The 23738-nt window shown below is 70.8% G+C and carries 23 protein-coding genes; 5 read left to right on the top strand and 18 right to left on the bottom strand.

The annotated features are described in order from the left end of the window. Positions 1-1210 (bottom strand): Hsp70 family protein (locus tag IE317_RS40625; RefSeq protein WP_191316667.1); only part of this gene is annotated, 1210 nt, incomplete at its 3' end. A 106-nt stretch (positions 1211-1316) separates the two neighbouring features. Continuing rightward, complete coding sequence (eccCa, locus tag IE317_RS40620; RefSeq protein ID WP_191316666.1) at positions 1317-5327, bottom strand: type VII secretion protein EccCa; 4011 nt, start codon at positions 5325-5327, stop codon at positions 1317-1319. Between the two features lie 309 nt (positions 5328-5636). Here eccCa and eccD point away from each other — a divergent pair, with 309 nt between their 5' ends. Then, positions 5637-7001 carry a type VII secretion integral membrane protein EccD gene (gene eccD, locus IE317_RS40615; RefSeq protein ID WP_191316665.1) on the top strand — a complete coding sequence of 455 codons (1365 nt, stop codon included), beginning with the start codon at positions 5637-5639 and terminating at the stop codon, positions 6999-7001. Positions 7002-7021: 20 nt separating this feature from the next. Next, positions 7022-8638 carry a S8 family serine peptidase gene (locus tag IE317_RS40610; protein WP_191316664.1) on the top strand — a complete coding sequence of 539 codons (1617 nt, stop codon included), beginning with the start codon at positions 7022-7024 and terminating at the stop codon, positions 8636-8638. 131 nt (positions 8639-8769) lie between these two features. On the opposite strand, the gene IE317_RS40605 is transcribed toward IE317_RS40610, so the two are convergent. The 3 genes from IE317_RS40605 to eccB form a co-directional block, all read right to left on the bottom strand. After that, on the bottom strand, positions 8770-9750 hold the full coding sequence (locus IE317_RS40605) for a WXG100 family type VII secretion target (protein WP_191316663.1): 981 nt from the start codon (positions 9748-9750) through the stop codon (positions 8770-8772). Further along, the gene (locus IE317_RS40600; protein ID WP_229903180.1) at positions 9747-10079 is read right to left on the bottom strand and encodes a hypothetical protein; all 333 of its coding nucleotides are present in this window, start codon (positions 10077-10079) and stop codon (positions 9747-9749) included. Before IE317_RS40600 ends, IE317_RS40605 begins: the two co-directional genes overlap by 4 nt. A gap of 64 nt (positions 10080-10143) precedes the next feature. Further along, entirely contained in the window at positions 10144-11718 is a 1575-nt protein-coding gene (gene eccB, locus IE317_RS40595; RefSeq protein WP_229903179.1) for a type VII secretion protein EccB, read from the bottom strand. 343 nt (positions 11719-12061) lie between these two features. Here eccB and IE317_RS40590 point away from each other — a divergent pair, with 343 nt between their 5' ends. The 3 genes from IE317_RS40590 to IE317_RS40580 all read left to right on the top strand — a co-directional run bounded on the left by IE317_RS40590 (position 12062) and on the right by IE317_RS40580 (position 14393). Beyond that, complete coding sequence (locus IE317_RS40590; protein WP_191316661.1) at positions 12062-12217, top strand: hypothetical protein; 156 nt, start codon at positions 12062-12064, stop codon at positions 12215-12217. A gap of 278 nt (positions 12218-12495) precedes the next feature. Continuing rightward, positions 12496-13677 carry a type VII secretion protein EccE gene (eccE, locus tag IE317_RS40585; protein ID WP_191316660.1) on the top strand — a complete coding sequence of 394 codons (1182 nt, stop codon included), beginning with the start codon at positions 12496-12498 and terminating at the stop codon, positions 13675-13677. Continuing rightward, positions 13674-14393 (top strand): hypothetical protein, encoded by a 720-nt coding sequence (locus IE317_RS40580; RefSeq protein WP_086853099.1) that lies wholly within the window; start codon positions 13674-13676, stop codon positions 14391-14393. Before eccE ends, IE317_RS40580 begins: the two co-directional genes overlap by 4 nt. A 51-nt stretch (positions 14394-14444) precedes the next feature. Here IE317_RS40580 and truA read toward each other — a convergent pair whose 3' ends face one another. From truA to IE317_RS44920, 13 genes are all read right to left on the bottom strand, one after another. After that, positions 14445-15275 carry a tRNA pseudouridine(38-40) synthase TruA gene (gene truA, locus IE317_RS40575; protein WP_229903181.1) on the bottom strand — a complete coding sequence of 277 codons (831 nt, stop codon included), beginning with the start codon at positions 15273-15275 and terminating at the stop codon, positions 14445-14447. A gap of 73 nt (positions 15276-15348) precedes the next feature. Continuing rightward, the gene (gene rplQ / locus IE317_RS40570; protein WP_191316659.1) at positions 15349-15897 is read right to left on the bottom strand and encodes a 50S ribosomal protein L17; all 549 of its coding nucleotides are present in this window, start codon (positions 15895-15897) and stop codon (positions 15349-15351) included. A gap of 41 nt (positions 15898-15938) precedes the next feature. Next, positions 15939-17009, bottom strand: coding sequence for a DNA-directed RNA polymerase subunit alpha (locus IE317_RS40565; protein WP_004558887.1), 1071 nt, complete (start codon positions 17007-17009; stop codon positions 15939-15941). Between the two features lie 106 nt (positions 17010-17115). After that, complete coding sequence (gene rpsD, locus IE317_RS40560) at positions 17116-17721, bottom strand: 30S ribosomal protein S4 (RefSeq protein WP_125306120.1); 606 nt, start codon at positions 17719-17721, stop codon at positions 17116-17118. 23 nt (positions 17722-17744) lie between these two features. Then, positions 17745-18152: a 30S ribosomal protein S11 gene (gene rpsK / locus IE317_RS40555; protein ID WP_004558885.1), complete on the bottom strand. Its 408-nt coding sequence runs from the start codon at positions 18150-18152 to the stop codon at positions 17745-17747. 18 nt (positions 18153-18170) lie between these two features. Further along, positions 18171-18356 (bottom strand): hypothetical protein, encoded by a 186-nt coding sequence (locus IE317_RS40550; protein WP_004558884.1) that lies wholly within the window; start codon positions 18354-18356, stop codon positions 18171-18173. Next, positions 18353-18733: a 30S ribosomal protein S13 gene (rpsM, locus tag IE317_RS40545; RefSeq protein WP_004558883.1), complete on the bottom strand. Its 381-nt coding sequence runs from the start codon at positions 18731-18733 to the stop codon at positions 18353-18355. Before rpsM ends, IE317_RS40550 begins: the two co-directional genes overlap by 4 nt. A 211-nt stretch (positions 18734-18944) precedes the next feature. After that, a complete protein-coding gene (rpmJ, locus tag IE317_RS40540; RefSeq protein WP_004558882.1) occupies positions 18945-19058 on the bottom strand; it encodes a 50S ribosomal protein L36 in 114 nt (37 codons plus the stop codon). Positions 19059-19095: 37 nt separating this feature from the next. Continuing rightward, a complete protein-coding gene (infA, locus tag IE317_RS40535; RefSeq protein ID WP_004558881.1) occupies positions 19096-19317 on the bottom strand; it encodes a translation initiation factor IF-1 in 222 nt (73 codons plus the stop codon). Positions 19318-19582: 265 nt separating this feature from the next. Beyond that, positions 19583-20359, bottom strand: a complete 777-nt coding sequence (gene map / locus IE317_RS40530; protein WP_191316658.1) for a type I methionyl aminopeptidase — start codon at positions 20357-20359, stop codon at positions 19583-19585. A 44-nt stretch (positions 20360-20403) separates the two neighbouring features. Beyond that, positions 20404-20958 (bottom strand): adenylate kinase, encoded by a 555-nt coding sequence (locus IE317_RS40525; protein WP_191316657.1) that lies wholly within the window; start codon positions 20956-20958, stop codon positions 20404-20406. After that, a complete protein-coding gene (secY, locus tag IE317_RS40520) occupies positions 20955-22262 on the bottom strand; it encodes a preprotein translocase subunit SecY (protein ID WP_191316656.1) in 1308 nt (435 codons plus the stop codon). Before secY ends, IE317_RS40525 begins: the two co-directional genes overlap by 4 nt. Positions 22263-22626: 364 nt before the next feature. After that, positions 22627-23664 (bottom strand): hypothetical protein, encoded by a 1038-nt coding sequence (locus IE317_RS44920; RefSeq protein ID WP_229903178.1) that lies wholly within the window; start codon positions 23662-23664, stop codon positions 22627-22629. Positions 23665-23738: the final 74 nt, after the last annotated feature.

The following is a 23738-nucleotide window of genomic DNA, read 5'->3' as shown; positions in this document are numbered from 1 at the left end:
TGAGGGCGCCGCCCGGTGCCGCGCCCAGCCGCGCCATCGCTTCGCCGGGCAGCGCGCCGGTGCGGTCCGGGTCCACCAGCACCGCGCGCAGCGCGCCGCGCGCGACCACCGTTTCGGGCTGGTCGAGGCTCGTCGGCACGACGCCGGTGCGTTCGTGCACCAGCCGCGAGATCATCGGGATCCGGCTCGAGCCGCCGACCAGGAAGATCGCCGTGAGCTGCTTCGGCCGCAGACCGGCGTCGCCGATCGCGGCGACCGTCAGCTCGACGGCCCGGCCGAGCGGGGCCGCGATCAGCCGTTCGAGGTCTTCGCGCGTGACGTGCGCGTCGGCGAAGGGCGGGGGCATCGGCACGTCGGTGTAGGCGTGCCGGGACAACGTCTCCTTCGCGCCCCGCACGTCCTGGCGCAGCACGCGGCGACGGCGCCGGTCGGCCAGCTCGCGGCCTTCGACGAGCTCGCGCCAGGCGTCCGGATCGGCCGCGGAGACCAGGGAACCGACGTGCTCCAGCAGCGCCTGGTCGATGTCCGCGCCGCCGAAGCCGGGGTCGCCCCGGGTGGCGAGCACCTGGAAGCCGCCGCGCTGCGGACGGCCGGCGCGGTCCCGCGCGGTGTCCGGCGGCAGCCGCCGCACCACGCTGACGTCGACCGTGCCGCCGCCGAGGTCGAGCACCGCGAGCGCGTCGCCGGGGCGGCCGCTGAACTCGACGGTGCGGTCGTTCGTCACGTCCTGCGGTGCGAAGGTCGCAGCGTGGTAGACCGCCGCCGCGACCGGCTCGGGCACCAGCGCGACCTCGCGCGCCAGCCCGCCCGCCGCCTGCCGCAGCAGCCGGGTGCGGATCGCGCCCCAGTCGGCGGGGTGGGTCAGCACGAGCAGGTCGACCTCGGCGTCACCGGCCAGGCGGCGCGCTTCGGACACCGCGCGCCCCAGCACGGCGTGGACGACGTCGGTCACCCGCAGGACGTTCTCGCCGAGCAGCAGCTCGCCCTCGTCGATCCGCCGCTTCGGGTTCGGCTCGTAGCGCGACGGGTCGACGGCCGCCTGCCGCTCGGCCTCCTGGCCGACGAACAGCGTGCCGTCGGCCGCCGCGTACACCGCCGAGGACATCAGCGGCTGGCCGTCGATCACCACGACCTGCGGCTCGCGCCCGTTCACCGAGGCGACGACGCAGGTGCTCGATGTCCCGAAGTCCACCGCAACCCGGACCGTCACCAGCAGCTCCCGCACATTCCGTCGCGATCCCCCGCGCCCCGCCGCCGGGACGCGCCCCCGAGGAGGAACCTACCCACCTCGCCGAGAGCGCGTCCGGCCGCCGTCGTCAGTCGGGCTGGATCCACGACACCTGGATCAGCTGCTTGCCGTTCTTCCGGGTCAGCAGGTTGCCCCGGCCCGGCGGCATCGCGCTCGGCTTGATGTTGCCGACCAGCGCACCTTCGTCGCGCGAACCGTTCATCACCATGCCCGGCGCCGCGATCTCCTTGAGCTTGCCGATGATCGGGTCGTACATCGCCTTGCTCGCGCCACCGGTGCGCCGCACGGTCACCAGGTGCAGGCCGACGTCCTTCGCCTGCGGCAGGAAGTCGGAGATCTTCCGCAGCGGGTTGTTCGTCGACGTGGCCACCAGGTCGTAGTCGTCGACCAGGATGAACAGCTCCGGGCCCTTCCACCAGGACCGCGTCTTCAGCTGCTCCTGCGTGACGTCCGGACCCGGCAGGCGCCGCGTCATCGAGTTGAAGACGTCGCCGACCATGCTCTCCAGCTGCGCGGCCGAAACCGCGTACCCGAGCAGCGAATCGCCCTGGATGAAGCCGAGCATCGTGCGCCGGTAGTCGACCAGCAGGATGAGCGCTTCCTTGGCGGTGTAGCGCTCCGAGATGCCCCGGGCGATCTGCCGCAGCAGGTTCGTCTTCCCCGACTCGCCGTCCGCGAAGGCGTAGAAGTGCGGCTCGGCGTTGAAGTCGAGGTAGATCGGCTGCAGATCTTCTTCGTTGACGCCGATCGGGATGAGCTTCGAGTCCCGCGCGGTGTCGAGCTTGAGCACGTCTTCGTAGGTGATCAGCTCGGGCAGCAGGCGGACCTGCGGCGCGACGCGGCCGCGCCACGCGCCCTTGATCTTCGCCACCGCGTCGGCCACGCCGGCCGCGATCGTCTCCGGGTCGCTGGAGCCGTCGATCCGCGGGAGGCCGCCGAGCATGTGCAGCTTCTCCCGGGTGAGGCCGCGGCCCGGCCGCCCGGCCGGGATGTTCACCGCGACGCGCCGGTCGATGTCCGACTCGGTCGGGTCACCGAGGCGCAGCTCGAACCGGGTGCCCAGCATGTCCTTGATCGCCGGGCGGATGTCGGCCCACCGGTTGGCGGAGATGATCACGTGCACGCCGTAGGACAGACCCTGGGTGGCGAGCCGGGTGATCGTGGTCTCGAGCTCTTCGAAGTCGTCGCGCAGGGCCCGCCAGTTGTCCACGATCAGGAACGCGTCGCCGAACGGGTCCTGGTCCGGCCGGATCTCGCCGCGGCGCTTGCGGTTGCGGAACTCGGTCATCGAGTCGATGCCCATCGCCCCGAACCGGCCTTCCCGCTCGGTGAGCAGGGTGGTCAGCTCGGCCACGATCCGGCGGGCCTTGTCCGGCTCGCGCCGGGCCACCGCGACGCCACCGACGTGCGGCAGGTCCGCGAGCCCGGCCAGGGTGCCACCACCGAGGTCGAGGCAGTAGAACTGCGCCTCCTCGGGTGTGTGCGTCAGCGCCATCGACATGATCAGCGTCCGCAGCATGGTCGACTTGCCCGTCTGCGGCCCGCCGACGATCACGCCGTGGCCCGCCGCACCGGAGAAGTCGGCCCACAGCGGGTCGCGGCGCTGCTCGTACGGCCGGTCGATGATGCCCAGCGGCACCTGCAGCCGCCCGTTGCCGAAGTAGCCGACCGGGGACAGGCCGCGGTCGTCGGTCGGGTTCAGGTTGGGCAGCAGCGTGTCGAGCGAGTTCGGGTCCTTCAGCGGCGGCAGCCACACCTCGTGCGCCGGCGGGCCCTGGCCCACCAGGCGCGAGACGATGACGTCGAGCTCGCTGGGTTCGACCGCTTCCTCGGACTGCCGCTGCTCCTGCACCGGCGCCTCGATCTGCTGCGGCTCCGGCTCCTTCGGCAGCTCGACGAAGTCCGGGACGAACAGCTGCGGCCGCTTGTCCGCGCGGACCACGGTCGCCGCCGGGCCCGCCGCCTTGAGGCCGGCCGGGCGGTACGGGCCCGAGACGTAGGACGCCTTGAACCGCACCAGCGTCGACGTGTCGTACTTCAGATAGCCACCACCGGGGACCGACGGCAGCTCGAACGCGTCCGGCACGCCGATCGCGGCGCGGGATTCCGCCGCCGAGAACGTCTTGAGGCCGATCCGGTACGACAGGTGCGAGTCGAGACCGCGCAGCTTCCCCTCTTCGAGGCGCTGCGAGGCCAGCAGCATGTGCATCTGCAGCGACCGGCCCAGCCGGCCGATGGCGACGAACAGGTCGATGAAGTCCGGCTTCGCGCTCAGCAGCTCGGAAAACTCGTCGCAGACGATGAACAACGCCGGCAGCGGGTCGAGGTCCGCGCCGTTTTCGCGCGCTTTCTCGTATTCCCAGACGTTCTTGAAGTTGCCGCCGTTCTTCAGCGCTTCCTGGCGCCGGTTCATTTCGCCGGCCAGCGCGTCCTTCATGCGGTCGACCAGGGTGACCTCGTCCGCGAGGTTGGTGATGACCGCGGAGACGTGCGGGGCCTTGTCGAGGCCGAGGAACGTCGCGCCACCCTTGAAGTCGACGAGGACGAAGTTCAGCGTGCTCGACGAATGCGTGGCCAGCAGGCCCAGCACCAGGGTGCGGAGGAACTCCGACTTGCCGGAACCGGTGGCGCCGATGCACAGGCCGTGCGGGCCCATGCCTTCGGCGGCCGCTTCCTTGATGTCCAGCTCGACCGGCTGGCCGTACTCGCCGACACCGAACGGGACGCGGTAGCGGTCGCGGATCGGCCGCGGCCGCCACGCCTGCTGGACGTCGAAGGTCATCGGGTCGCCGGGGATGCCGAGCAGCTCCAGCAGCGACGGGTTGGACAGCAGCGGCTCTTCGTCGCCGATGTCCTGGCCCGCGGCACCGCCGACGCGGTACGGCGAGATGAGCCGGGCCAGCGACTCGGTTTCGACCAGGCTGAGGGTGTCCGGACGGCCGAACCACTCGACGCCGCCGGCGCTGCGGGCACCCAGCCTGTCCGCCTCGACGACCAGCCGGAGGCCGCGGCGGGCGGCGAGGTTGCCGAGGGAGTCGGACAGGTCGATCAGCGTGACGCCGACCAGGCCCTCTTCGAGGACGATCTGCTCTTCGCGGGTGACTTCGGCGTCGTCGATGATGATGACGACGTGCGGCTGGTCCGGCGCCGGCGTGGCGTTGCGGGAGAAGCGCTGGCGGTCACGCAGTTCTTCGTCGAGCCAGTCTTCGATCTGGGCCAGCGAACCGGCCATCATGCGGAGCTGGCCGATGCCGTCGGACAGCGTGGGGTGCTGGACGTGCGGCAGCCACTTCGCCCACTCCCACTCCTCCTTCGCGCGGCCCGCGGTGGCGACCGCGATCAGCACGTCGTCCGGGCTGTGGAAGGTGACCAGCTGCGCGAGCATCGCGCGGGTGAGGCCGCGGGTCAGCGCGCGGTCGCCCTGCATGCTGACCGCGGCGAACCCGCGGAGGGTGATCTGGGTCGGCAGGTCGGGCACGATCGAGTGCGCGCGCACGAACCGGCGCAGCGCGAGGGTGGCGATCGGCTCCAGCTCGTCTACGGGCCCGGTCTGGGGCGGGACCAGCCGCGTCGCGAGGCGGTGGGAACTGCGCCCGACGCGCAGGTGCAGGAAGTCCTGGTCGTTCTGACGGCGTTCCCACATCCGGCGGCTGGCGGCCAGCGACCACAGCGACTGGGGGTCCGGGTGCACCCACTCCAGTGCCGCGCGCTGGTCGACCATGGCCTCGCGGGCGCGGTCGCGCATCTGGCCCAGGTAGCGCAGGTAGTCCTTGCGGTCTTCGTCCATCTCGGCGCGCTTGGCGCCGCCGCCCTTGCCACCGCCGCCTGCCATCATCCCGAGCGTCCCGACGACCATCATGCCGCCCATGGCCATCATCATCGGGTTCCGGTTGCTGGCCTGGAACATGAAGACCATCATCCCGAGCGACGCGACGATCATGACGACCGGAAGCGCCTTCATCACGATGTTGCCGGGGATCACCCGGGGCACCTCGGGCGGCGGCTCCAGGTGCACCTCACCGCCCGGCGGCCGCGGTGCCGCCAGCCGCGGCGACTTCTTGAACTGCAGCGTGCTCATCGAAGGACCCCTCATTCAAACGCGACGATGGCGGCCACCGCGCAAGGTGTGCGCGACCAACCTATCGAACGCCCCCCGGGAATTCCGCCGGATGCCGGAACCCCTCGGAAACGCTGCCCGATCGTCGTCAGGCGAGTGTACGGCCCGGCACCGACAGTAAACTGCGGTTCTCGGGTGCGAGCGGCCATTGCCGGTGATTTTCGGACGTTCGATGATGTCGGCACCGGGGTTCGGTATAAGTTCCCCCGGGAGCAGCATCGACCGAGCGGGGGCAGTGCAGTGGCTACGGGCACGACAGTATTCAGCAGGGTGACGGTCGTCGCGCCGTCCACCCGGATCGACGTGGCGCTGCCCGCCGACGTCGCGGTGGCCGACCTGCTGCCGATGCTGCTGGACATGGCCAAGGAGACCTCGCCCGACGGCGGGGCCCGCCACGGTGGCTGGGCGCTGGCCAAGCTCGGGGACGCCCCGCTCGACCCGAGCCGCACGCTGGCCTCGCTCGGCGTCGTCGACGGCGAGCTGCTCCAGCTGCGCAAGCGCAACGAAAACCCGCCGCCGCCGCTGTACGACGACGTCGTCGACGCCATCGCCGAGTCGTCCCCGGACAGCTTCCGGCCGTGGACGAAGGAGACGGCGAACCGGTTCGGGCACGTCGCCGGCGGGCTGGCGCTGTTCGCCGCCGCCGTCGCGCTGTTCATGAGCGGCTCGTTCTACGGCGGCAGCGCGCTGGGCGCGGCCATCGCCGGCGGCATCGGCGCGATCGCCTGCGTCGCGATCGGCGCCACCCTCGCCAAGGGCTACCAGGCCGAGCCGACCGGCGTGCTGATCGCCGCCGCGGGCGGCCTGCCGCTGGCCTTCGTCAGCGGCTTCTACATCGTGCCCGGGCTGTCCCTGCGGGCCAACCTGCTGCTCGGCGCGGTCCTGGTGATCATCGTCGCCTCGGTCTGCATCATGGTCATCGGCGCCGGCATCACGACGTTCATCGCCGCGGCCACCGCGGGCACCTTCGGCGCGCTGGCCTTCCTGTTCGGCACGCTCGTCGCGCACCCGGCGCCCGGGATCGCGGCCGGCACCGTCGCGGTCGCCCTCGCCTGCATCTCGATCCTGCCGCGCGCCACGATCTGGCTCGCGAAGCTGCCGCTGCCGCACGTCCCCAGCAACGCCGAAGAGCTGAAGGAAGACTCCGGCTTCCCCGACTACCGGGCGATCGAGCGCCGCACGGCGATCGCGCACAACTACATGACCGGCCTGATGGTCGGCTGCGGTGCCACGGTGGCCGTCTCGGCGATCATCGCCGCGAGCGCGCCCGGGGCGTTCGGGATCATCCTCGCCGTCGTCGCGACGCTCGTCCTGCTGCTGCGCGCCCGCGCGTACGCCAACGGCAGCCAGGCGATCGCGCTGCTCACCACCGGCCTGGTCTCGGCCACCGGGATCGCCGTCGGCTGGCTGATTTCGGCGAACGCCCAGAACCGGCTGCTCTACGTCTTCGGCGTGCTGATCCTGCTGGCCGCGGGTGCGCTCGTCGTCGGCGTGATCTTCCCGAACCAGCGGTTCTCGCCGCCGCTGCGCCGCACGGTGGAGATCATCGAAGCGATCTGCATCGCCTCCGTGCTGCCCCTCGCCCTGGGTGTGATGGACCTCTACACCACCCTGCGGCACCTGAACTTCAAGTGACCGGATCGGGTGAATCTCCGATGGCAGCAGCACGGCATCCCGGCGCCACCCGAAGGACCACGACGGCCCTGCTGGCCGGCGCGATCGGCCTCCTGTCGCCGCTGACGCTCGCGGTGCCCGCGTGGGCGCAGGCCGCACCGGCCGACGGCTACTTCGCGACCCCGCCGCCGGTCGACATGACCAAGCTGATCCCGGACTCGCGCCAGCCCGACAAGACGTACACCCAGACGAAGGGCTGCGTCCAGCGCAGCACCCTCGGCCAGGACATCCAGATCAAGAACCGGCCGTGGGGCCAGGAGTACCTGCAGATCTCCAAGGCGCAGGACATCGTCAAGGCGGCCACGGGAGGCAGTGCCGGCGGCGGCGTCCGCGTGGCGGTGATCGACACCGGCGTGACGCGGCACCCGTGGTTCCAGGACCGGCTCAAGTCCGGCGGCGACTACGTGGCCACGCCGACGAAGGGCCAGCCGCCGGGTCTCGAGGACTGCGACGGCCACGGCACCGAGGTCGCCGGGATCATCGGGGCGAAGCCGGACAACCCCGAGGTCGGGTTCGTCGGCGTCGCCCCGGACGCCACGATCGTGTCCTACCGCCAGCTCAGCGAGAACTACGAGCCCGCGAAGCAGAACGCGACGGCCGGTTCGAGCGCTCCGCCTCCGTCGTCCAGCACGAACCCGCCGCCGGAGTCCTCCACCGAACCGCCGCCCGGCGGAGGCGGTGGCGGCGCCGAAGGCGACGGGACGTCCCCCGGGCAGTCCAACGGCGGACGTCAGCTGGAGAAGGCCGGCACCGCGGGCACGCTGAAGACGCTGGCCGAGATCATCCGCGGCATCGCCGAGCGGAAGGAAGCCGACATCATCAACATGTCGGTCGACAACTGCCGCCCGGCCACCGGCTCGATCACCGAAGGCGAGCAGCAGGTCCAGGCGGCCGTGCGCTTCGCGGCGCAGGCCGGCATCGTGATCGTCGCCGCGGCCGGCAACGCGACGGACACCTGCCCGCAGAACGACCAGCCGGACGCGCGCAAGCCCAAGACGATCGTGACGCCGCCGTGGTTCGCCGACGACGTGCTGTCGGTCGGGGCGATCGACGAGTTCGGCAGCGTCGCGCCCTTCAGCGTGCACGGCCCGTGGGTCGGCGTCGCGGCTCCCGGCACGAAGATCGTGTCGCTCGACCCCGCCGAGGGGTCCGGCAGCCTGGCGAACCTGACGTTCGAAAACGGCGACAAGGCCAGCGAAATCCAGGGCACCAGCTTCGCGGCACCGTACGTGGCCGGCTTGGCGGCGCTGGTCAAGGCGAAATACCCGAAGCTCGACGCCAAGGGCATCATCAACCGGATCAAGGAGACCGCCCAGCACCCGGCGGCCCCGGGCGGCCGCGACAACTTCGTCGGCTACGGGGTGATCGACCCGGTGGCGGCGCTGACCCAGGTCCTGCCCTCGGAGGTCGGGAACCAGGCACCGATCCCCGCCCCGCAGATGGCCCAGCTCCCCCCGGCGAACGACCGCAGCTCGACCCCGATGATCGTGGCCTTGGCCGGCACGGCGGGCGGCGTGCTCGCCCTGCTCATCACGCTGTTCGTGATGCACACGATCCGCCGCAACCGCCCAGCCGAGACCGAAACCACCCGCCGCTGACGGGCCTCACCCGTGCTGGGAAGGGCATCACGTGTGCTTGGAGAGGCATCACACGTGACTGGGAGGGCATCACCCGTGATTGAGCGGGCATCGGCGTGATGCCCCCTGGGTCACACGTGATGCCCCTTCCGTCACTTCGCGGGCGGGTTCTTCTCCGGTGGTTTCTCGTCCTCGCCGATCACCGGTGGGGCGACCAGGCCGGGCTCGCCCAGCAGGTCCGACGACTTCGTGACCGGGCGGGTCTTCGAGGGGCGGCGAGCCTGGCCGCCCGAGCCGAAGGCGCCGAAGCCCATCATCGGCATCATCGGGACTCCGCCCGACGTGCTGTGGTCCGGCTCCGCCTGCGGGGCGGGCGGTGGGTCGGCGGGCTGCGGCGTTTCGGGGGTTCCGGCACCCGTGTGGCGTCCCTCCGCCGGGCCGTCGGCCGACGACGGGGTCATGACCTCGTCCGCTGAAGCCGCTTCGTTCAGCGCGTCGTCGTGGAGCTTGAAGCGCTCCGGCGGGTACCGGTGCCGGATCTCGATCGTGCGGGACGCCGCGTCCGGGTCGTCGACGCCGTTGCACAGCCGGTCGAACGCCTCCAGCACGTCGCGCGCGGTTTCGTGCAGTGCCTTGGCCGAATCCTGCGTCTCCTGCAGCTGCGCCCGGGCGCGCTTGGCGCCGCCGCTCGGGAGCAGCATCGTCTCCGACGTCAGCTCCGCCGCGTCCACCAGCACCTCGACGAGGTCGACGGCGACGTGCCGCAGGGTCGTCACCATCTCGTCCAGCGCGCCGGCGAGGGCTTCGAGTGCCTCGCGCAGGTCGCCGCCCGCCGCGCCGATCGCACGGATGTACGCGACGAACGAGTCGGCGTCCTTGCCCTCCCAGCCCGCGTCGAGCCGGCCGAGCTCGTCGTCCAGGCGCGCCGAAACCTCGGCCGCGACCGACGCGGCCTGGCGCAGGCTGTCCGCCTCCGCGCCGAGGTCGGCCCAGCGGCCGATCAGCGGCCGGAAGTACGTCTCGACGGGGTCGATCACGCCCAGCTGCCGCGAGAGGTCCGTGAGGTACGCCAGGTAGGGCTCGGCCGCCGCGGTGATGTCCTCGCCCGCCGGTACCGGCACCGAAGCAGTCATCCGTCGAGCCTCCCGGCCCGCTTGATCAGCTCCGCGGCGTCCGCGTCCTGGCCGCCGTGGCGCACCGCCACCTGCCGCAGCGCCTCCGCGGCCGAGCGCAGCGCCTCGGCGCCGTCGGCCAGCTGACGCCGCAACGCCCCGGACGCGCGGCCGTAGGACTCGCCGAGACCGATCTGCGCGCCGAGCGTCCCGTAGGACTCCGCGGTGACGTCCCCGCCGACCTCGGCCGCCGCCGTGTCCAGGTCGGCCGCGGCGGCCTCGGCCGTCTCGGCGTACCGGGCGACGACCACGCCGTCCATCCTCAAGCCGGCCACGGCACCTCCGCTCACGAGAAAACCTTCGAGCGTGGGACGCCCGCCGCGGGCCTGCGGTTCCGCTGAGTCCCTGAGAGCCTCAGTTCCCCGGCGGCGCGGTCGGAGTCGGGTACGAGCCGGCGTTCGGGTCGATCGGCACCGCGTCGAACTGCCGCAGCACGTCCTGCGTGTTCAGCGACGCCCCGGTCGGCAGCAGCCCGATGATCGACTCGGGCGCCGGCTGCCGGTTGTTCAGGCCGATCGAGTCCGCCGTCTGCGCGTCCGGGACGCTGTAGCGGACGCCCCGGTCGGAGATCAGCTGGATCTGGCCCTTGCCGAAGCTGGCCTTGCCGGTGGCGGACTGGACCACCGCGGCGAACCCGGGCTTGAGGTAGAAACCGTTGAGCGGCACCCGGTTCGGGCCCGGCGTGGTCACCGTCATCGGGGTGAACTTCTCGCCGGTGCTCTTCTGGCCGGGCAGCTGCGTGTCGACGTACACCGAGGTGTGCCCGTCCTGGTCGGGCCCGGACCCGACCAGCGACCAGCCCAGGCACGCGACCGACGAGTTCTTCGTCGCGTCGAGGACCGTCGGCACCGAGCGCGGGAAGTCGTCGACCGGGATGTAGTCGGGGTCGGTCGGCTGCAGGGTGTGCACCCCGGCGAGCTTGTCGAGGCCGAGCGTCTGGATCTTGCCGGAGCTGCCGTTCTTCGCGACGCGGATGATGTCGGCGACGGCGTTGGACACCCGCTGGATGCCGGTGCGGGTGATCGCCCAGTAGTTCAGCGTCGTCTCGCCGGCCTGCTGCGTGGCGAAGACGTCACCCGCGGCGAGGCCGTCGAAGTCCCCGGGGGCCTGGCCGCCCTGGATCTTCGGCGGCGTCAGCTTCGCCACCTCGGGGATGGCGTTGAGCAGCCCCTGCGTGATCTTCCGCGGCGACGGCGGCAGCTGCAGCGCCACTCGGACGGCGTCGTTCGGGTTGTCGACGTCGATCTCGGCGCGCACGGTGTTCGCGTTCGGCCGGTTCCGGGAGCTCGGCAGCCGGTAGACGAGGTAGGTCTTCCCGTTGTCGGCCTTCGCCAGCAACGCCTCGTTTTCCCGCAGCTCGGTGCCCAGCCCGCTCGGTGCGATACCACCGAAAACGTAGGTGTTCGTGCGGCCGGTGTCGGGATTCGGCAGTGACTGGTCCAGCTGAACCTGGTCGCAGACGGCCCAATTGGGGGTAATTCGCTGGGAATCCGTCGGGATCAGCTGCGGACCGTCCGGAATTCCGGTGAGTTTGTCGCGCGGAATGTCCTTCAGCTGATCGTCGGAAACGACCGTGGGATTCTTCACACTCGCCGGGCTCGCCGGGGCGGGAGCGGGTGCCGCGGTCGCGCCGCCGGCGTTCGGCTGCTTCTGCTGGGCCAGCAGGAGAAGCCGGGCCGACGCGAGGTTGAACGTCGGGATCAGCTTCTTCGGGTTGCCCGCCGCCACGACGTAGACCGTGCCGGACTGCTCGCCGATGACGATGTTCCCGGCCTCGGGCACCGACGGCGCCGGGCTGAGCAGCCCCCAGACGACGAACACGATCATGCCGAGCGCGCCCAGCACCACGCCGACGATGGTGGCCCGCGTGTGGGTGCGCATCGGGTCGTGCAGCATCACGGCGTCCCGCCGGACCAGCGCCGACTGCATCCGCCGTAGGACGAACTGATACGCCTGGACCTGAGACTTAGTCGTGGGTGTTGATGGCATTCTCGACCTACAGCTCTCCCCGTCGCGGTACGGTTCCGCAGGATAGCCGTACGGGGACCGTCTGGTGTGGGGTTTCTACCAACTCAAGCTAGTGTCGGGCACCCCGGGACCCGGCTTCCGGGTACGCAGCAAGCACGAGGGGAAGAGAAAGCGCGGATGTCCGTCACCACTCCTCCACGTCCGCCTGGCCCGCCCGGGCCCCCGCCGCCCGGTGGCCGTCCGCCGGGCCCGCCGCCGCGGCCGGGCAGACCCGGTGGTCCCGGCGGCCCGGGAGGGGTGCCCGGTGGCGTCCCCGGTGGCCCTGGCGGACCCGGTGGGGTGCCCGGCGGGCCCGGTGGCGGTCCCGGCGCTCCCGGTGGCCCCGGCATGCCGCCGCGCGGCCCTGGCGGCCCTGGTGTCCCCGGCCCCGGTGGTCCTGGTGGCCGTCCCGGCGGCCTAGGTGGTCCTGGTGGCCCGGGTGGTCCCGGTAGCGGCGGCCCAGGCGGTCCCGGTGGTGGTGGTCCCGGTGGGCCTGGCGGCCCCGGCGGGCCTGGCGGCCCCGGCGGACCCGGTGGTCCCGGTGGCGGTGGTCCTGGTGGCCCGGGTGGCCCCGGCGGTGGTCCTGGCGGCCCCCAGGGGCCCGACGACAGCGGTCCCGCCACTCCCCCGCCCGGCCCGGCCCGGGTGGCCCCGCCGGCGCGACGGCGGTCCGCCGGCGTCACCCTCGGCCCGCTGCCCGTGGCCAACCTCGTCGTGCTCGAAGTCGGCCTCGCGATCGGCCTGGTCCTGCTCGCGATCGACATGTCGCTCAAGTGGGTCGCCGTCGGCATCGTCGGCTTCGCCCTCATCGTCGCGCTGCTGCGCTGGCGCGGCCGGTGGTTCACCCAGTGGGTCGGCCTGACGCTGCGCTACACCTTCCGCTCGCACGACCGGGTCGCGAACCCGCTCCCGCCGAGCACCGTCGAAGCCATGACCGCCGAGGAAACCTCGGTCACCGGTCCCGACGACGCCCGCGTCAACCTGCTCCGGATCGCCGTACCGGACCTCGTCGTCGCGCACGGCGTCGACCACGAACGCCAGCAGGTCGGGCTCGCCTGGAACGACGGCACGTGGACGGCGGTGCTGCTCGTCGAGCCGGCCCCGGCGCTGATCACCCAGGCCGACGGCGCGCCCAGCCTGCCGCTGTCGGCGCTGGCCCCCTGCCTCGAAGACCGCGGCGTGGTCCTCGACTCGATCCAGATGATCTGGCACTGCTACCCGGGCAGCGCGGCGCTGCCGTCGGACTCGCCGGCGCTGAGCTCCTACATGGAGGTGCTGGGCCCGCTGCCCGCGGCGGCGCGGCGGACGACGTGGGTGGCGATCCGGCTCGACCCGCGGCGGTGCCCGGCGGCGATCCGGGAGCGCGGCGGCGGCGTCGTCGGCGCCCACCGCGCGCTCATCGGGGCGCTGTCGCGAGTGCGCAACGCGCTGGAGTCCCAGGGCGTGCCGACGCGGCCGCTCGACCCGGACGAGCTGCTGCGGGCGGGCATCTCCGCCGCCGAGCTGACGTCGGTGGCCGGGTCGCCCACCAAGGTGACGTTGCAGGAACGCTGGTCCGGGGTGACCGCGGCCGGGATCGGGCACGCGAGCTACGCCATCACCGGCTGGCCGAAGGGCAAGGTCACCAGCAGCCTGAACGCGCTGACGAGCGTCCGCGCGCTGTCCGCGACGCTCGCGATGTCGATCTCCCCGGCGTCGGACGAGGGCAAGATCGGCCTGCGCGGCGTGGTCCGGCTGAGCGCGCGGAACCCGCGTGAGCTCGACGCCGCCGACCAGCGGCTGCAGGGGCTGTCCGAGCGGCTGGGCGTGGACCTGACGCCGCTGCGCGGGCTGCAGGTCTCCGCGTTCGCCGCGACGTTGCCGATCGGAGGCACAGCATGAGTTCGCGCGTCCGCGACGCCGGGCAGAACAGTGGCGTGGCACCGGAGTTCACCGTGGACCCCGCGCTGCTCGACGCGATCAGTCCCTCGGGTGACCGCGGTGGCATCGTCCTCGGCTCGGGCCTCAAGGGCGAGCCGCTGACGATCTCGGCGCTGCGCTCGACCCCCACCCGGATCGTGCTGGTGGGCGGGCTGTACCTGGCCCGCCAGGTGGCCATGCGGGCAATGGCGGTCGGCGCGTGGGTCGTGGTCGCGACCGGGCGCCCGACGGAGTGGCAGGTGCTCTCCCGGGCGGCCGGCAGCCGCGACGGGCGGCCGTCGCCGCTGGTGCAGATCCGCCGGCTGTCGCCGGTCGAGCTGCCGCGGCCGTCGGAGGACGCGCCGCTGCTGGTGGTGACCGACGGCGGCCCGACGCCGCAGGACCTGTTCCCGCCCCGCTCGCCCTGGCAGACGACGGTCTACGTGCTGCCGTACCTGCACCCGCAGGCGGGCGCGACGGCCAACGCGGCGGACCTGGTGCTGATGCAGCGCCTCCCGGCCGGCCAGGCCGAGCTGGCCGCCCGCATCTGGCGCCTGCCGCCCCAGATGATGCGCCAGCTGACGACGTTGAAGGACGACCAGGTGGTGGCGCTGGGCCGCAACCTCTGGCGCCCCCTGCGCCTGGTCACCACGGGCAAGGAGCAGCAGCTCCTCGGCCCCGTCCGCCGCGGCGACTGACCCAAGCAGTGAATGACTCATTCCTGGCGTCCGACGCCAGGAATGAGTCATTCACTGCATCGGGGTGCGGATGTTCCTCGTCTGCTCGGCGCGGGCGGCCAGTTCGGTGTCGGGCGGGTAGTCCACGCCCAGGAGCGTCAAGCCGTGGGCCGGGGCGACCGCGCTGTCGCGGATGCCGCTCGCCAGGACCTTCCCAGGCCAGGCGTCGGTGCGGCGGCCGTCGCCCACCAGGAGGAGCACGCCGACCAGGCTGCGGACCATCGAGTGGCAGAACGCGTCCGCCGAAACCCGGACTTCCAGCAGGTGGTCGTCCACCCGTTCCCACTCCAGGCGCTGCAGCTCGCGGATCGTCGTGCCCGTGTCGCGCTGCTTGCAGTACGCCGCGAAGTCGTGCAGGCCCAGCAGGTCCGCGGCGGCGGCGTTCATCGCGTCCGTCGACAGTGGACGGTTCCAGGCCAGCGTGTCGTGGCGGCGCAACGGGTCCACGCCCCACGGCGCGTCCGAGACGCGGTAGCGGTAGTGACGGCGGATCGCCGAGAACCGCGCGTCGAAGCCCTCCGGAGCGATCCGGGCGCCCAGCACGCGGACGTCACCGGGCAGCAGGCGGTTCCAGCGGCCCACCATGCGGTCCAGGTCCGGAATGCCCTCCGGGGACACGGGAACGCGGCCTGAGGGCTCGGCAAGGGGCGCCACGTCGACGTGCACGACCTGGCCGGTCGCGTGCACCCCGGCGTCCGTGCGGCCCGCCACGACGACGGACTTCGGGACGGCGGCCCCGGGTGGCTGCTTCCGCAGCGCCTCTTCCAGGAGCCCCTGGACCGTGCGGCGGCCCGGCTGGCGGGCCCAGCCCGAGAAGTCCGTGCCGTCGTAGGAGACGTCCAGGCGCAGACGAACGAGCCCGCCCTCCCCGAGGGGAGTGGCGGGCTCGTCCGGTGTCGAATCGGCCGTCAGGACGTCAGTCCTTCTTGGCGTCGGCGTCGGTCTCCTCCGAGGCCGGAGCCTCGGTGGTGTCCTCGGCCTTGGCCTCCTCGGCGGCGGGCGCCACGGTGGTCTCCTCGGTCGAGGTCTCCTCGGCGACCGGAGCGGCGGCCTTCTCGTCCTTCGCGAACTTCGTCTTGCGAGCGCGCTCGGCTTCCGAAGTCACCGTCTTCTCGGCCACCAGCTCGATGACGGCCATGGCGGCGTTGTCGCCCTTGCGCGGCATCGTCTTGGTGATCCGGGTGTAGCCACCCGCACGCTCCGCGAAGTGCGGACCGATCTCGGCGAACAGCTTGTGCAGGACGTCCTTGTCACGGACGACCTTCTGCACCTGACGACGGTTGTGCAGGTCGCCCCGCTTCGCCTTCGTGATCAGCTTCTCGGCCAGCGGGCGGACCCGGCGGGCCTTCGCCTCGGTGGTCGTGATCTTGCCGTGCTCGAACAGCTGCGTGGCCAAGTTGGCCAGGATCAGCCGCTCGTGCGCGGACGACCCGCCGAGCCGGGCTCCCTTGGTAGGGGTGGGCATTGGTTCTCCTAGTTCAGCTCACAGCGTCCGGGCACAGAGCCTCAGAGCTGCTCGGTCTCTGCGTAGTCCTGGCCATCGTCGTGGCCGTCCGAAATCCCGTCGGCGATGCCACCGACACCCTCCGACCAGCCTTCACCGTCGTAGCTGGCGGCCGCGGCGGTCGGGTCGAACCCGGGCGGGCTGTCCTTCAGCGCGAGGCCGAGGCCGACGAGCTTGAGCTTGACCTCGTCGATCGACTTGGCGCCGAAGTTGCGGATGTCGAGCAGGTCCGCCTCGCTGCGCGAGACGAGCTCGCCCACCGTGTGGATGCCCTCGCGCTTGAGGCAGTTGTACGACCGGACGGTGAGGTCCAGGTCCTCGATCGGCATCGCGTAGGCGGCGATGGTGTCCGCCTCCTGCGGCGACGGGCCGATCTCGATGCCCTCGGCGTCGACGTTCAGCTCGCGGGCGAGACCGAACAGCTCCACCAGCGTCTTGCCGGCCGACGCGACCGCGTCGCGCGGCGTGATCGACGGCTTGGTCTCGACGTCCAGGATCAGCTTGTCGAAGTCGGTGCGCTGCTCGACACGGGTGGCCTCGACCTTGTAGGTCACCTTGAGCACCGGCGAGTAGATCGAGTCGACCGGGATCCGGCCGATCTCCGCGCCCGCCTGCTTGTTCTGCAGGGCCGGAACGTACCCGCGGCCGCGCTCGACGACGAGCTCGATCTCGAGCTTGCCCTTGCCGTTCAGCGACGCGATGTGCAGGTCCGGGTTGTGCACGGTGACACCCGCCGGCGGCACGATGTCGGCCGCCGTGACCTCACCAGGGCCCTGCTTGCGCAGGTACATGGTGACCGGCTCGTCCTCTTCCGAGGACACCACGAGCTCCTTGAGGTTCAGGATGATGTCGGTGACGTCTTCCTTCACCCCGGGAACGGTGGTGAACTCGTGCAGCACGCCGTCGATGCGGATGCTCGTCACGGCCGCGCCCGGGATGGACGACAGCAGCGTGCGACGCAGCGAGTTGCCGAGCGTGTAGCCGAAGCCGGGCTCCAGCGGTTCGATGGTGAACCGGGAGCGGGTCTCGTTGACCGTCTCTTCGCCGAGAGCCGGCCGCTGGGAAATCAGCATTTCTTCCTAGTTCCTTTCCAGACGACGCCCGCCATATGACGTCGAAGGGATGGCGCGGCGGCGGCGCACCTGTTGCACCGCCGCCCGTACTCCAGCCAGGGCCGGACTACTTCGAGTAGAGCTCGACGATCAGCTGTTCCTGAACCGGAACGTCGATCTGCGCACGCTCCGGGAGCTGGTGGACCAGCACGCGGAGGTTGGACTGGACGACCTGCAGCCACGCCGGGATCGGGCGCTCGCCGAAGGACTCCTTCGCCGCCACGAACGGCAGCATGCCCATGGACTTCGGCCGCACGTCGATGATGTCCCACTTGGTGACCTGGAACGACGGGACGTTCACCTTCTGGCCGTTGACCAGGAAGTGGCCGTGGCTCACCAGCTGACGCGCCTGGCGGCGGGTGCGGGCGATGCCGGCGCGGTAGATCACGTTGTCCAGGCGGGACTCGAGGATCTGCAGCAGGTTCTCACCGGTCTTGCCCGGACGCCGGACGGCTTCCTTGTAGTACCGGACGAACTGACGCTCGAGAACGCCGTAGGTGTAGCGAGCCTTCTGCTTCTCCTGCGACTGCAGGAGGTACTCGGACTCCTTGATACGCCCGCGGCCGTGCTGGCCCGGCGGGTAGGGGCGACGCTCGAAAGCCTGGTCGCCGCCGATGAGGTCAACCTTGAGGCGACGCGAAATACGCGTCGCGGGGCCGGTGTAACGAGCCATTTCTTCTTACTCCTCCCCGTTCCTCAGACCCGGCGCCGCTTGGGCGGGCGGCAGCCGTTGTGAGGCTGCGGGGTCACGTCCTGGATGGTGCCGACCTCGAGGCCGGCCGCCTGCAGCGAGCGGATCGCCGTCTCGCGGCCCGAGCCCGGGCCCTTCACGAAGACGTCGACCTTCTTCATGCCGTGCTCGGCGGCCTTGCGGGCAGCGTTCTCGGCGGCCATCTGCGCGGCGAACGGGGTGGACTTGCGCGAGCCCTTGAAGCCCACGTGCCCACTCGACGCCCACGCGATCACGGCACCGGTCGGGTCCGTGATCGAGACGATGGTGTTGTTGAAGGTGCTCTTGATGTGCGCGTGACCGTGCGCGACATTCTTCTTTTCCTTGCGGCGGACCTTCTTGGCCCCGGCCGCAGTACGAGACTTCGGTGGCATGTTCTGAGGGTTCTCCTGTTAGCGCGCGTTCTCTTGGTGAGCGGCGACCGCTTCGGCCTGACCGCGCCGGATGATCGAACCGGCGTCGGTGTACAGGTTGCGGAGCGCCATCGGGCGGGCGTAGAGCGCCTTGGGCGAGACACAAGCCGAGCCGCGGCGGTGAACGCCACCCATCTGCACGACCTTCTTGCCCTGGACGCTCACTTCTTGCCAGCCTTCTTCTTGCCGGCGACCGTCTTCTTCGGACCCTTGCGGGTGCGGGCGTTCGTCTTGGTGCGCTGACCACGGACGGGAAGTCCGCGGCGCCAGCGAAGGCCCTCGTAGCACCCGATCTCGATCTTCCGACGGATGTCGGCGTTCACCTCACGGCGAAGGTCACCCTCGACCTTGAAGTTCTCTTCGATGTACGTACGCAGCTTCGCGAGGTCGTCATCGCTGAGGTCCTTGACGCGGGTGTCCGCGTTGAGCTCGGCAGCCTTGATGAGCTGCTTCGAGCGGGTACGGCCGATGCCGTAGATGTAGGTAAGCGCGATCTCCAACCGCTTCTCGCGGGGGAGGTCTACGCCAGCGAGTCGTGCCATTGGCGCTGATGCTCCTTCTTCGGTTTCGTCTTCAGGTCTGCTCCCCGTCCGGTTCCGGGACCGACTCGCCTGTCGTGCCCTCGGCTTGCGCTTCGGGTGTCCCGGCCCCGGCCTGAAGCCCGGGGGTGAACCGGTTCACTCGCGTGAACCGGCAGGTGCGGGGAGGTTGTGTAGCCGTCAATCCACTCTGCTCGAGTGCTTGGCGATCAGATCAGCCCTGCCGCTGCTTGTGCCGCAGGTTCTCGCAGATCACCATGATCCGGCCGTGACGGCGGATCACCTTGCACTTGTCGCAGATCTTCTTGACGCTCGGCTGAACCTTCACGTCTTCTGCTCTCCTGCTTCTGAGCTGCTCGTCGTGATCACTTGTAGCGGTAGACGATGCGACCACGAGAGAGGTCGTAGGGCGAAAGCTCCACGACAACCCTGTCTTCGGGCAGGATGCGGATGTAGTGCTGCCGCATCTTGCCGCTGATGTGAGCCAGGACCTTGTGGCCGTTCTCCAACTCGACGCGGAACATCGCGTTGGGGAGCGGCTCGACTACGCGGCCTTCGACCTCGATGGCCCCGTCTTTCTTCGCCATGTCCTCCGCATTTCCGTTGTCTTCAGCGTCTGTCGCCACACCATGATCAACTCGAGCACTAGTGCCGGGTTGGGGTGTTGCGTGGCACACTGGTGCCCGGCTCCCAAGACCGTGAATTCACGAGCGCGCAGGATCCGGGCGCGATAAGTGCGCCGACTTGACAGTGTACGCATGTCGTGTCGCGACCCCCAAACCGGGGTGACCATGCTAAAGACCCGTGCAGGTGGACGTGATGGCGATCACCGCTTGTGGGTGAATCCCCAGCTCAGGCATCTTCGGGCGCGGTGAGCACCCAAGGGCCGTCTTCGGTGATCGCGACGGTGTGCTCCCAGTGGGCGGCGCGGGAGCCGTCGGCCGTGACCACGGTCCAGCCGTCGTCCAGCTCGCGGGTCTCGCCGCCGCCGCCGGTGAGCATCGGCTCGATCGCCAGCGCCATGCCGGGCTTCAGCCGGGGGCCCTTGCCGGGCTTGCCGACGTTCGGCAGGAACGGGTCCATGTGCATCTGGCGGCCGATGCCGTGGCCGCCGTACTCGACGATCATCCCGTACTCGATGCCGTCGTCGCGGCCCGCGCGCTCGGCGGCGGACTGGACGGCGTAGGAGATGTCGGTGAGCCTGCCGCCGGCACTGACCGCCTCGATGCCGGCCCACATCGCCGCCTCGGTCGCCGCGGACAGCGCCAGGTCGGCGTCGGAGACCTGGCCGATGGCCAGCGTGACGGCGGAGTCGCCGTGCCAGCCGTCGAGGATGGCGCCGCAGTCGACGGAGATGATGTCGCCGTCGGCCAGCACCTGGGTCTTCGCCGGGATGCCGTGGACGATCTGCTCGTTGACCGACGCGCAGATCGACGCCGGGAAGCCGTGGTAGCCCTTGAACGAGGGCACCGCGCCGGCGTCGCGGATCGTCTGCTCGGCCAGCTCGTCGAGCTCGGCGGTGCTGACACCGGGCTTCGCCGCGGCGCGGACCGCCGCGAGCGTGCGGGCGACGACCAGGCCCGCGGCCCGCATCGCCTGCAGCTCGTCCGGGGTCTTGACTTCGATCATGCGCCCACGGCGGAGCACTTGCAGAACACGCAATCCTCCGAGGTTCACGTGCGGTCGCGCAGCGCTTTCAGCACCCGGCCGGAGATCTCCTCGACGCTGCCGACACCGTCGACGGTCACCAGGATGTCGGCGTAGTACTCCAGCAGCGGCGCGGTGTCCGACACGTAGATCTGCTGACGGCGGCGGATGACCTCTTCGGTGTCGTCCGCCCGGCCGCGCGACATGAGCCGCGCGACGACGACGTCCTCCGGGACCTGGAGCTGGATCACCGCGTCGAGCGTGACGTCCGCGTCGCCCAGGATCTCGCCGAGGACCTCGGCCTGCTTGGTGTTGCGGGGGAAGCCGTCGAGCAGGAAGCCGGCCTTGGCGTCCGGCTCGGCGAGCCGCTCGCGGACCATCTCGTTGGTCACCGAGTCGGGCACGAGCTCGCCCGAGTCCAGGTAGCGCTTCGCCTCCTGGCCCAGCGGGGTCTCCTGGCCGACGTGCGCGCGGAACAGGTCACCCGTGGAGATGTGCGGGACACGCAGCTGCTCCGACAGGGCCACCGCCTGCGTGCCCTTGCCCGCGCCTGGCGGACCCACGAGAACCAGACGCGTCACTTCAAGAACCCTTCGTAGTTGCGCTGCATCAGCTGGCTTTCGATCTGCTTCACGGTGTCGAGGCCGACACCGACCATGATCAGCACAGCCGTGCCACCGAACGGGAAGTTCTGGTTGTTCCCGCTACCGGTCACCGACAGGAAGAAGTTCGGAAGGATCGCGATGATGCCCAGGTACAGCGAGCCGGGCAGGGTGATCCGGCCCAGCACGAAGCTCAGGTACTCGGCGGTCGGGCGGCCGGGGCGGATGCCCGGGATGAAGCCACCGAACTTCTTCATCTCGTCCGCACGCTCGTCCACGTTGAACGTGATCGTGATGTAGAAGTACGTGAAGAAGATGATCAGGCCGAAGTACAGCGCGATGTGTACCCAGCTGGACTGGTTCACGATGTAGTTCTTGATGAACACCTGCCAGCCGGAGTTGGCGTTCTGGTCGCCGACGAGGCGGCTGATCAGGTCCGGCAGGTACAGCAGGGACGACGCGAAGATGACCGGGATGACACCGGCCTGGTTGACCTTGATCGGCAGGTAGGTCGACGTGCCGCCGTACATCCGGCGGCCGATCATGCGCTTGGCGTACTGCACCGGGATCCGGCGCTGCCCCTGCTCGACGAAGATGACGCTGGCGATGATCACCAGGCCGAAGATGCAGATCATCGTCAGCGCGACGCCACCGCCGTTGGACAGGATGTTCCCGCCCTCGACCGGGATGCGCGCGGCGATGTTCAGGAAGATCAGGACGGACATGCCGTTGCCGACGCCGCGCTCGGTGATCAGCTCGCCCAGCCACATCATGACGGCGGTGCCCGCGGTCATGGTGATGACGATGATCGCCAGCGAGTAGACGCTGTTGTCCGGGATGATCGGCTGGTCGCAGTCGGGGAAGAGCTGCTTGCGGTCCGCGAGCGCGACCACGCCGGTGGCCTGCAGGATCGCCAGCGCGATCGTCAGGTACCGGGTGTACTGGGTCAGCTTGCCCTGGCCGGACTGCCCTTCCTTCTTCAGCTCCTCGAACCGCGGGATGACCACGGTGAGCAGCTGGATGATGATGCTCGCCGTGATGTACGGCATGATGCCGGTCGAGAAGAGCGACAGCTGCAGCAGCGCACCACCGCTGAACAGGTTCAGCAGCTGGTAGACGCCCTCCTGCTGCGCCTGGGAGCTACAGGCCTGTACGGCACCGTACGAGATGCCGGGCGCCGGAATGGTCGCACCGATTCGGTAAACCGCGACGATGGCTAGCGTGAACAGGATCTTCTTGCGTAGATCCGGCGTCGCGAGAGCCGAGCGGAAGGCGCTGAGCACGCGGGGGACCTCCTCGGCGTCGTCGGCTGTCCTAACCGACGATCGGCTTGGCCGGCACGGGGCCGGCAGGAACACACAGCACTACTGGCACGCAAGCCAGGAACGCTTCGGGGCACACTCGTCCCGAAGCGTGTCGCCGACTCTAACAGCTTCACAGGGCGTGTCCGCAGTCCGTGTGCGTTTTCCGTACCAAGGTTGCTCCGGCGGGTTGATCCACATCGCCGTCTTGGTCGTATTCCTTGACAGATTGTGGATCAGGCGTTCGACGTCGCGGGCGCCCCGGCCGGGCCGCTGGTCGCGCCGAGTAGCGCGATCCGCGGTGTGTTGTTCGCCCCTGGCGTAAGCGGGGATGACCCACTCGTGTTCACCGCTGCGGCGGTTCGTCCGGTTCGTCGGGTGGCAGCACGGTGATGGCGACCCCGGACGGCGGTGTCGGGGTGTCGGCGTAGGCGAGCGCCGGATCGGCCCAGCCGGGTTGCCGCCGGGGCAGCTGGGCCACGACGGCGGCGGCCGCGGCCACGACGGTGCCGCCGATCAGCAGCCACATGCCGGGCGCGGTGGTGACCGTCAGTTCGTCGCCGCGGGACATGGCTTCCCACCCGACCCCGTCCGTGCCGACGGTGGTGACCACCCCGGCGCCGAAGACGGCGCCCGCGGCGATCAGCCACCGGCCGAGCCCGTGCTCCGGGCGCGTGAGGGCGAAGAGCGCGGCCGCGGCCAGGAGGACGACGGTGAAGAGGATCGGGAGGCCGACCGGTGCGCCGGGCTGGTCGGTGACTTCGTGGTCCGGGAGTTCGAAGGTGTGGCCCCACGCGGTCTCGGTGATGAGCATCTGGGTGTCGAAGAACCGCTGGCCGGAACCGATGTGCTCGCGGATGCGGAAGAGCGGCAGGAAGGCCCCGAGCGCGGTCATGACGGCGGCGACGACGGCGAGGAGGGGCGCGGCGAACCGCAGGAGCGGCCAGGGAGGTGCCGCGACGGCAGGGGCGGTCTCGGCGCCCTCCGGGGGTGGGAGGGCGTTGGTGACGGTCCCCGTGCCCGGGAGTTGCGCGACGGGGTAGGGCAGCTCGGTGGGGGTCAGGGCGCCACCGGGAAAAGGGTGCGGCGAATCGGCAGCGGGCGGGAGGGGCGCCTGCGGCACCTCGGCAGGCGGAACAGGCACCTCCGGGCGCGAAGCCTCCGCCGGGAACCGCAGCGGCCCGGCCTGCGGCGCCGGCGGCACCTCGGCGGACTGCGCCGGCACCTCCGGGCGCGAAGCCTCCGCCGGGAACCGCAGTGGCTCGGCCTGCGGGACGCCCGCTCCCGGCTCGGGGCCGGTGGGGCGCGGTGCTTCGACCGGGAAGCTCAGCGGCGACTCGGCGCCGTCGGGCTGGGGTACGGGCTCCTGCGACGGTCTGTCCACCCTGTGATCCTCCGTCCGGATTCGCGCCGCGGCAAGGAACCCGGGGGAACCGTCCGCACGCCGAAGGCCCGCCT

The organism is Amycolatopsis bullii, assembly GCF_014654205.1.
Classification (GTDB): Bacteria; Actinomycetota; Actinomycetes; order Mycobacteriales; family Pseudonocardiaceae; genus Amycolatopsis; species Amycolatopsis plumensis.
Note: the sequence above shows the minus strand (reverse complement) of the source record. Positions and strands in the feature narration are given on the sequence as shown.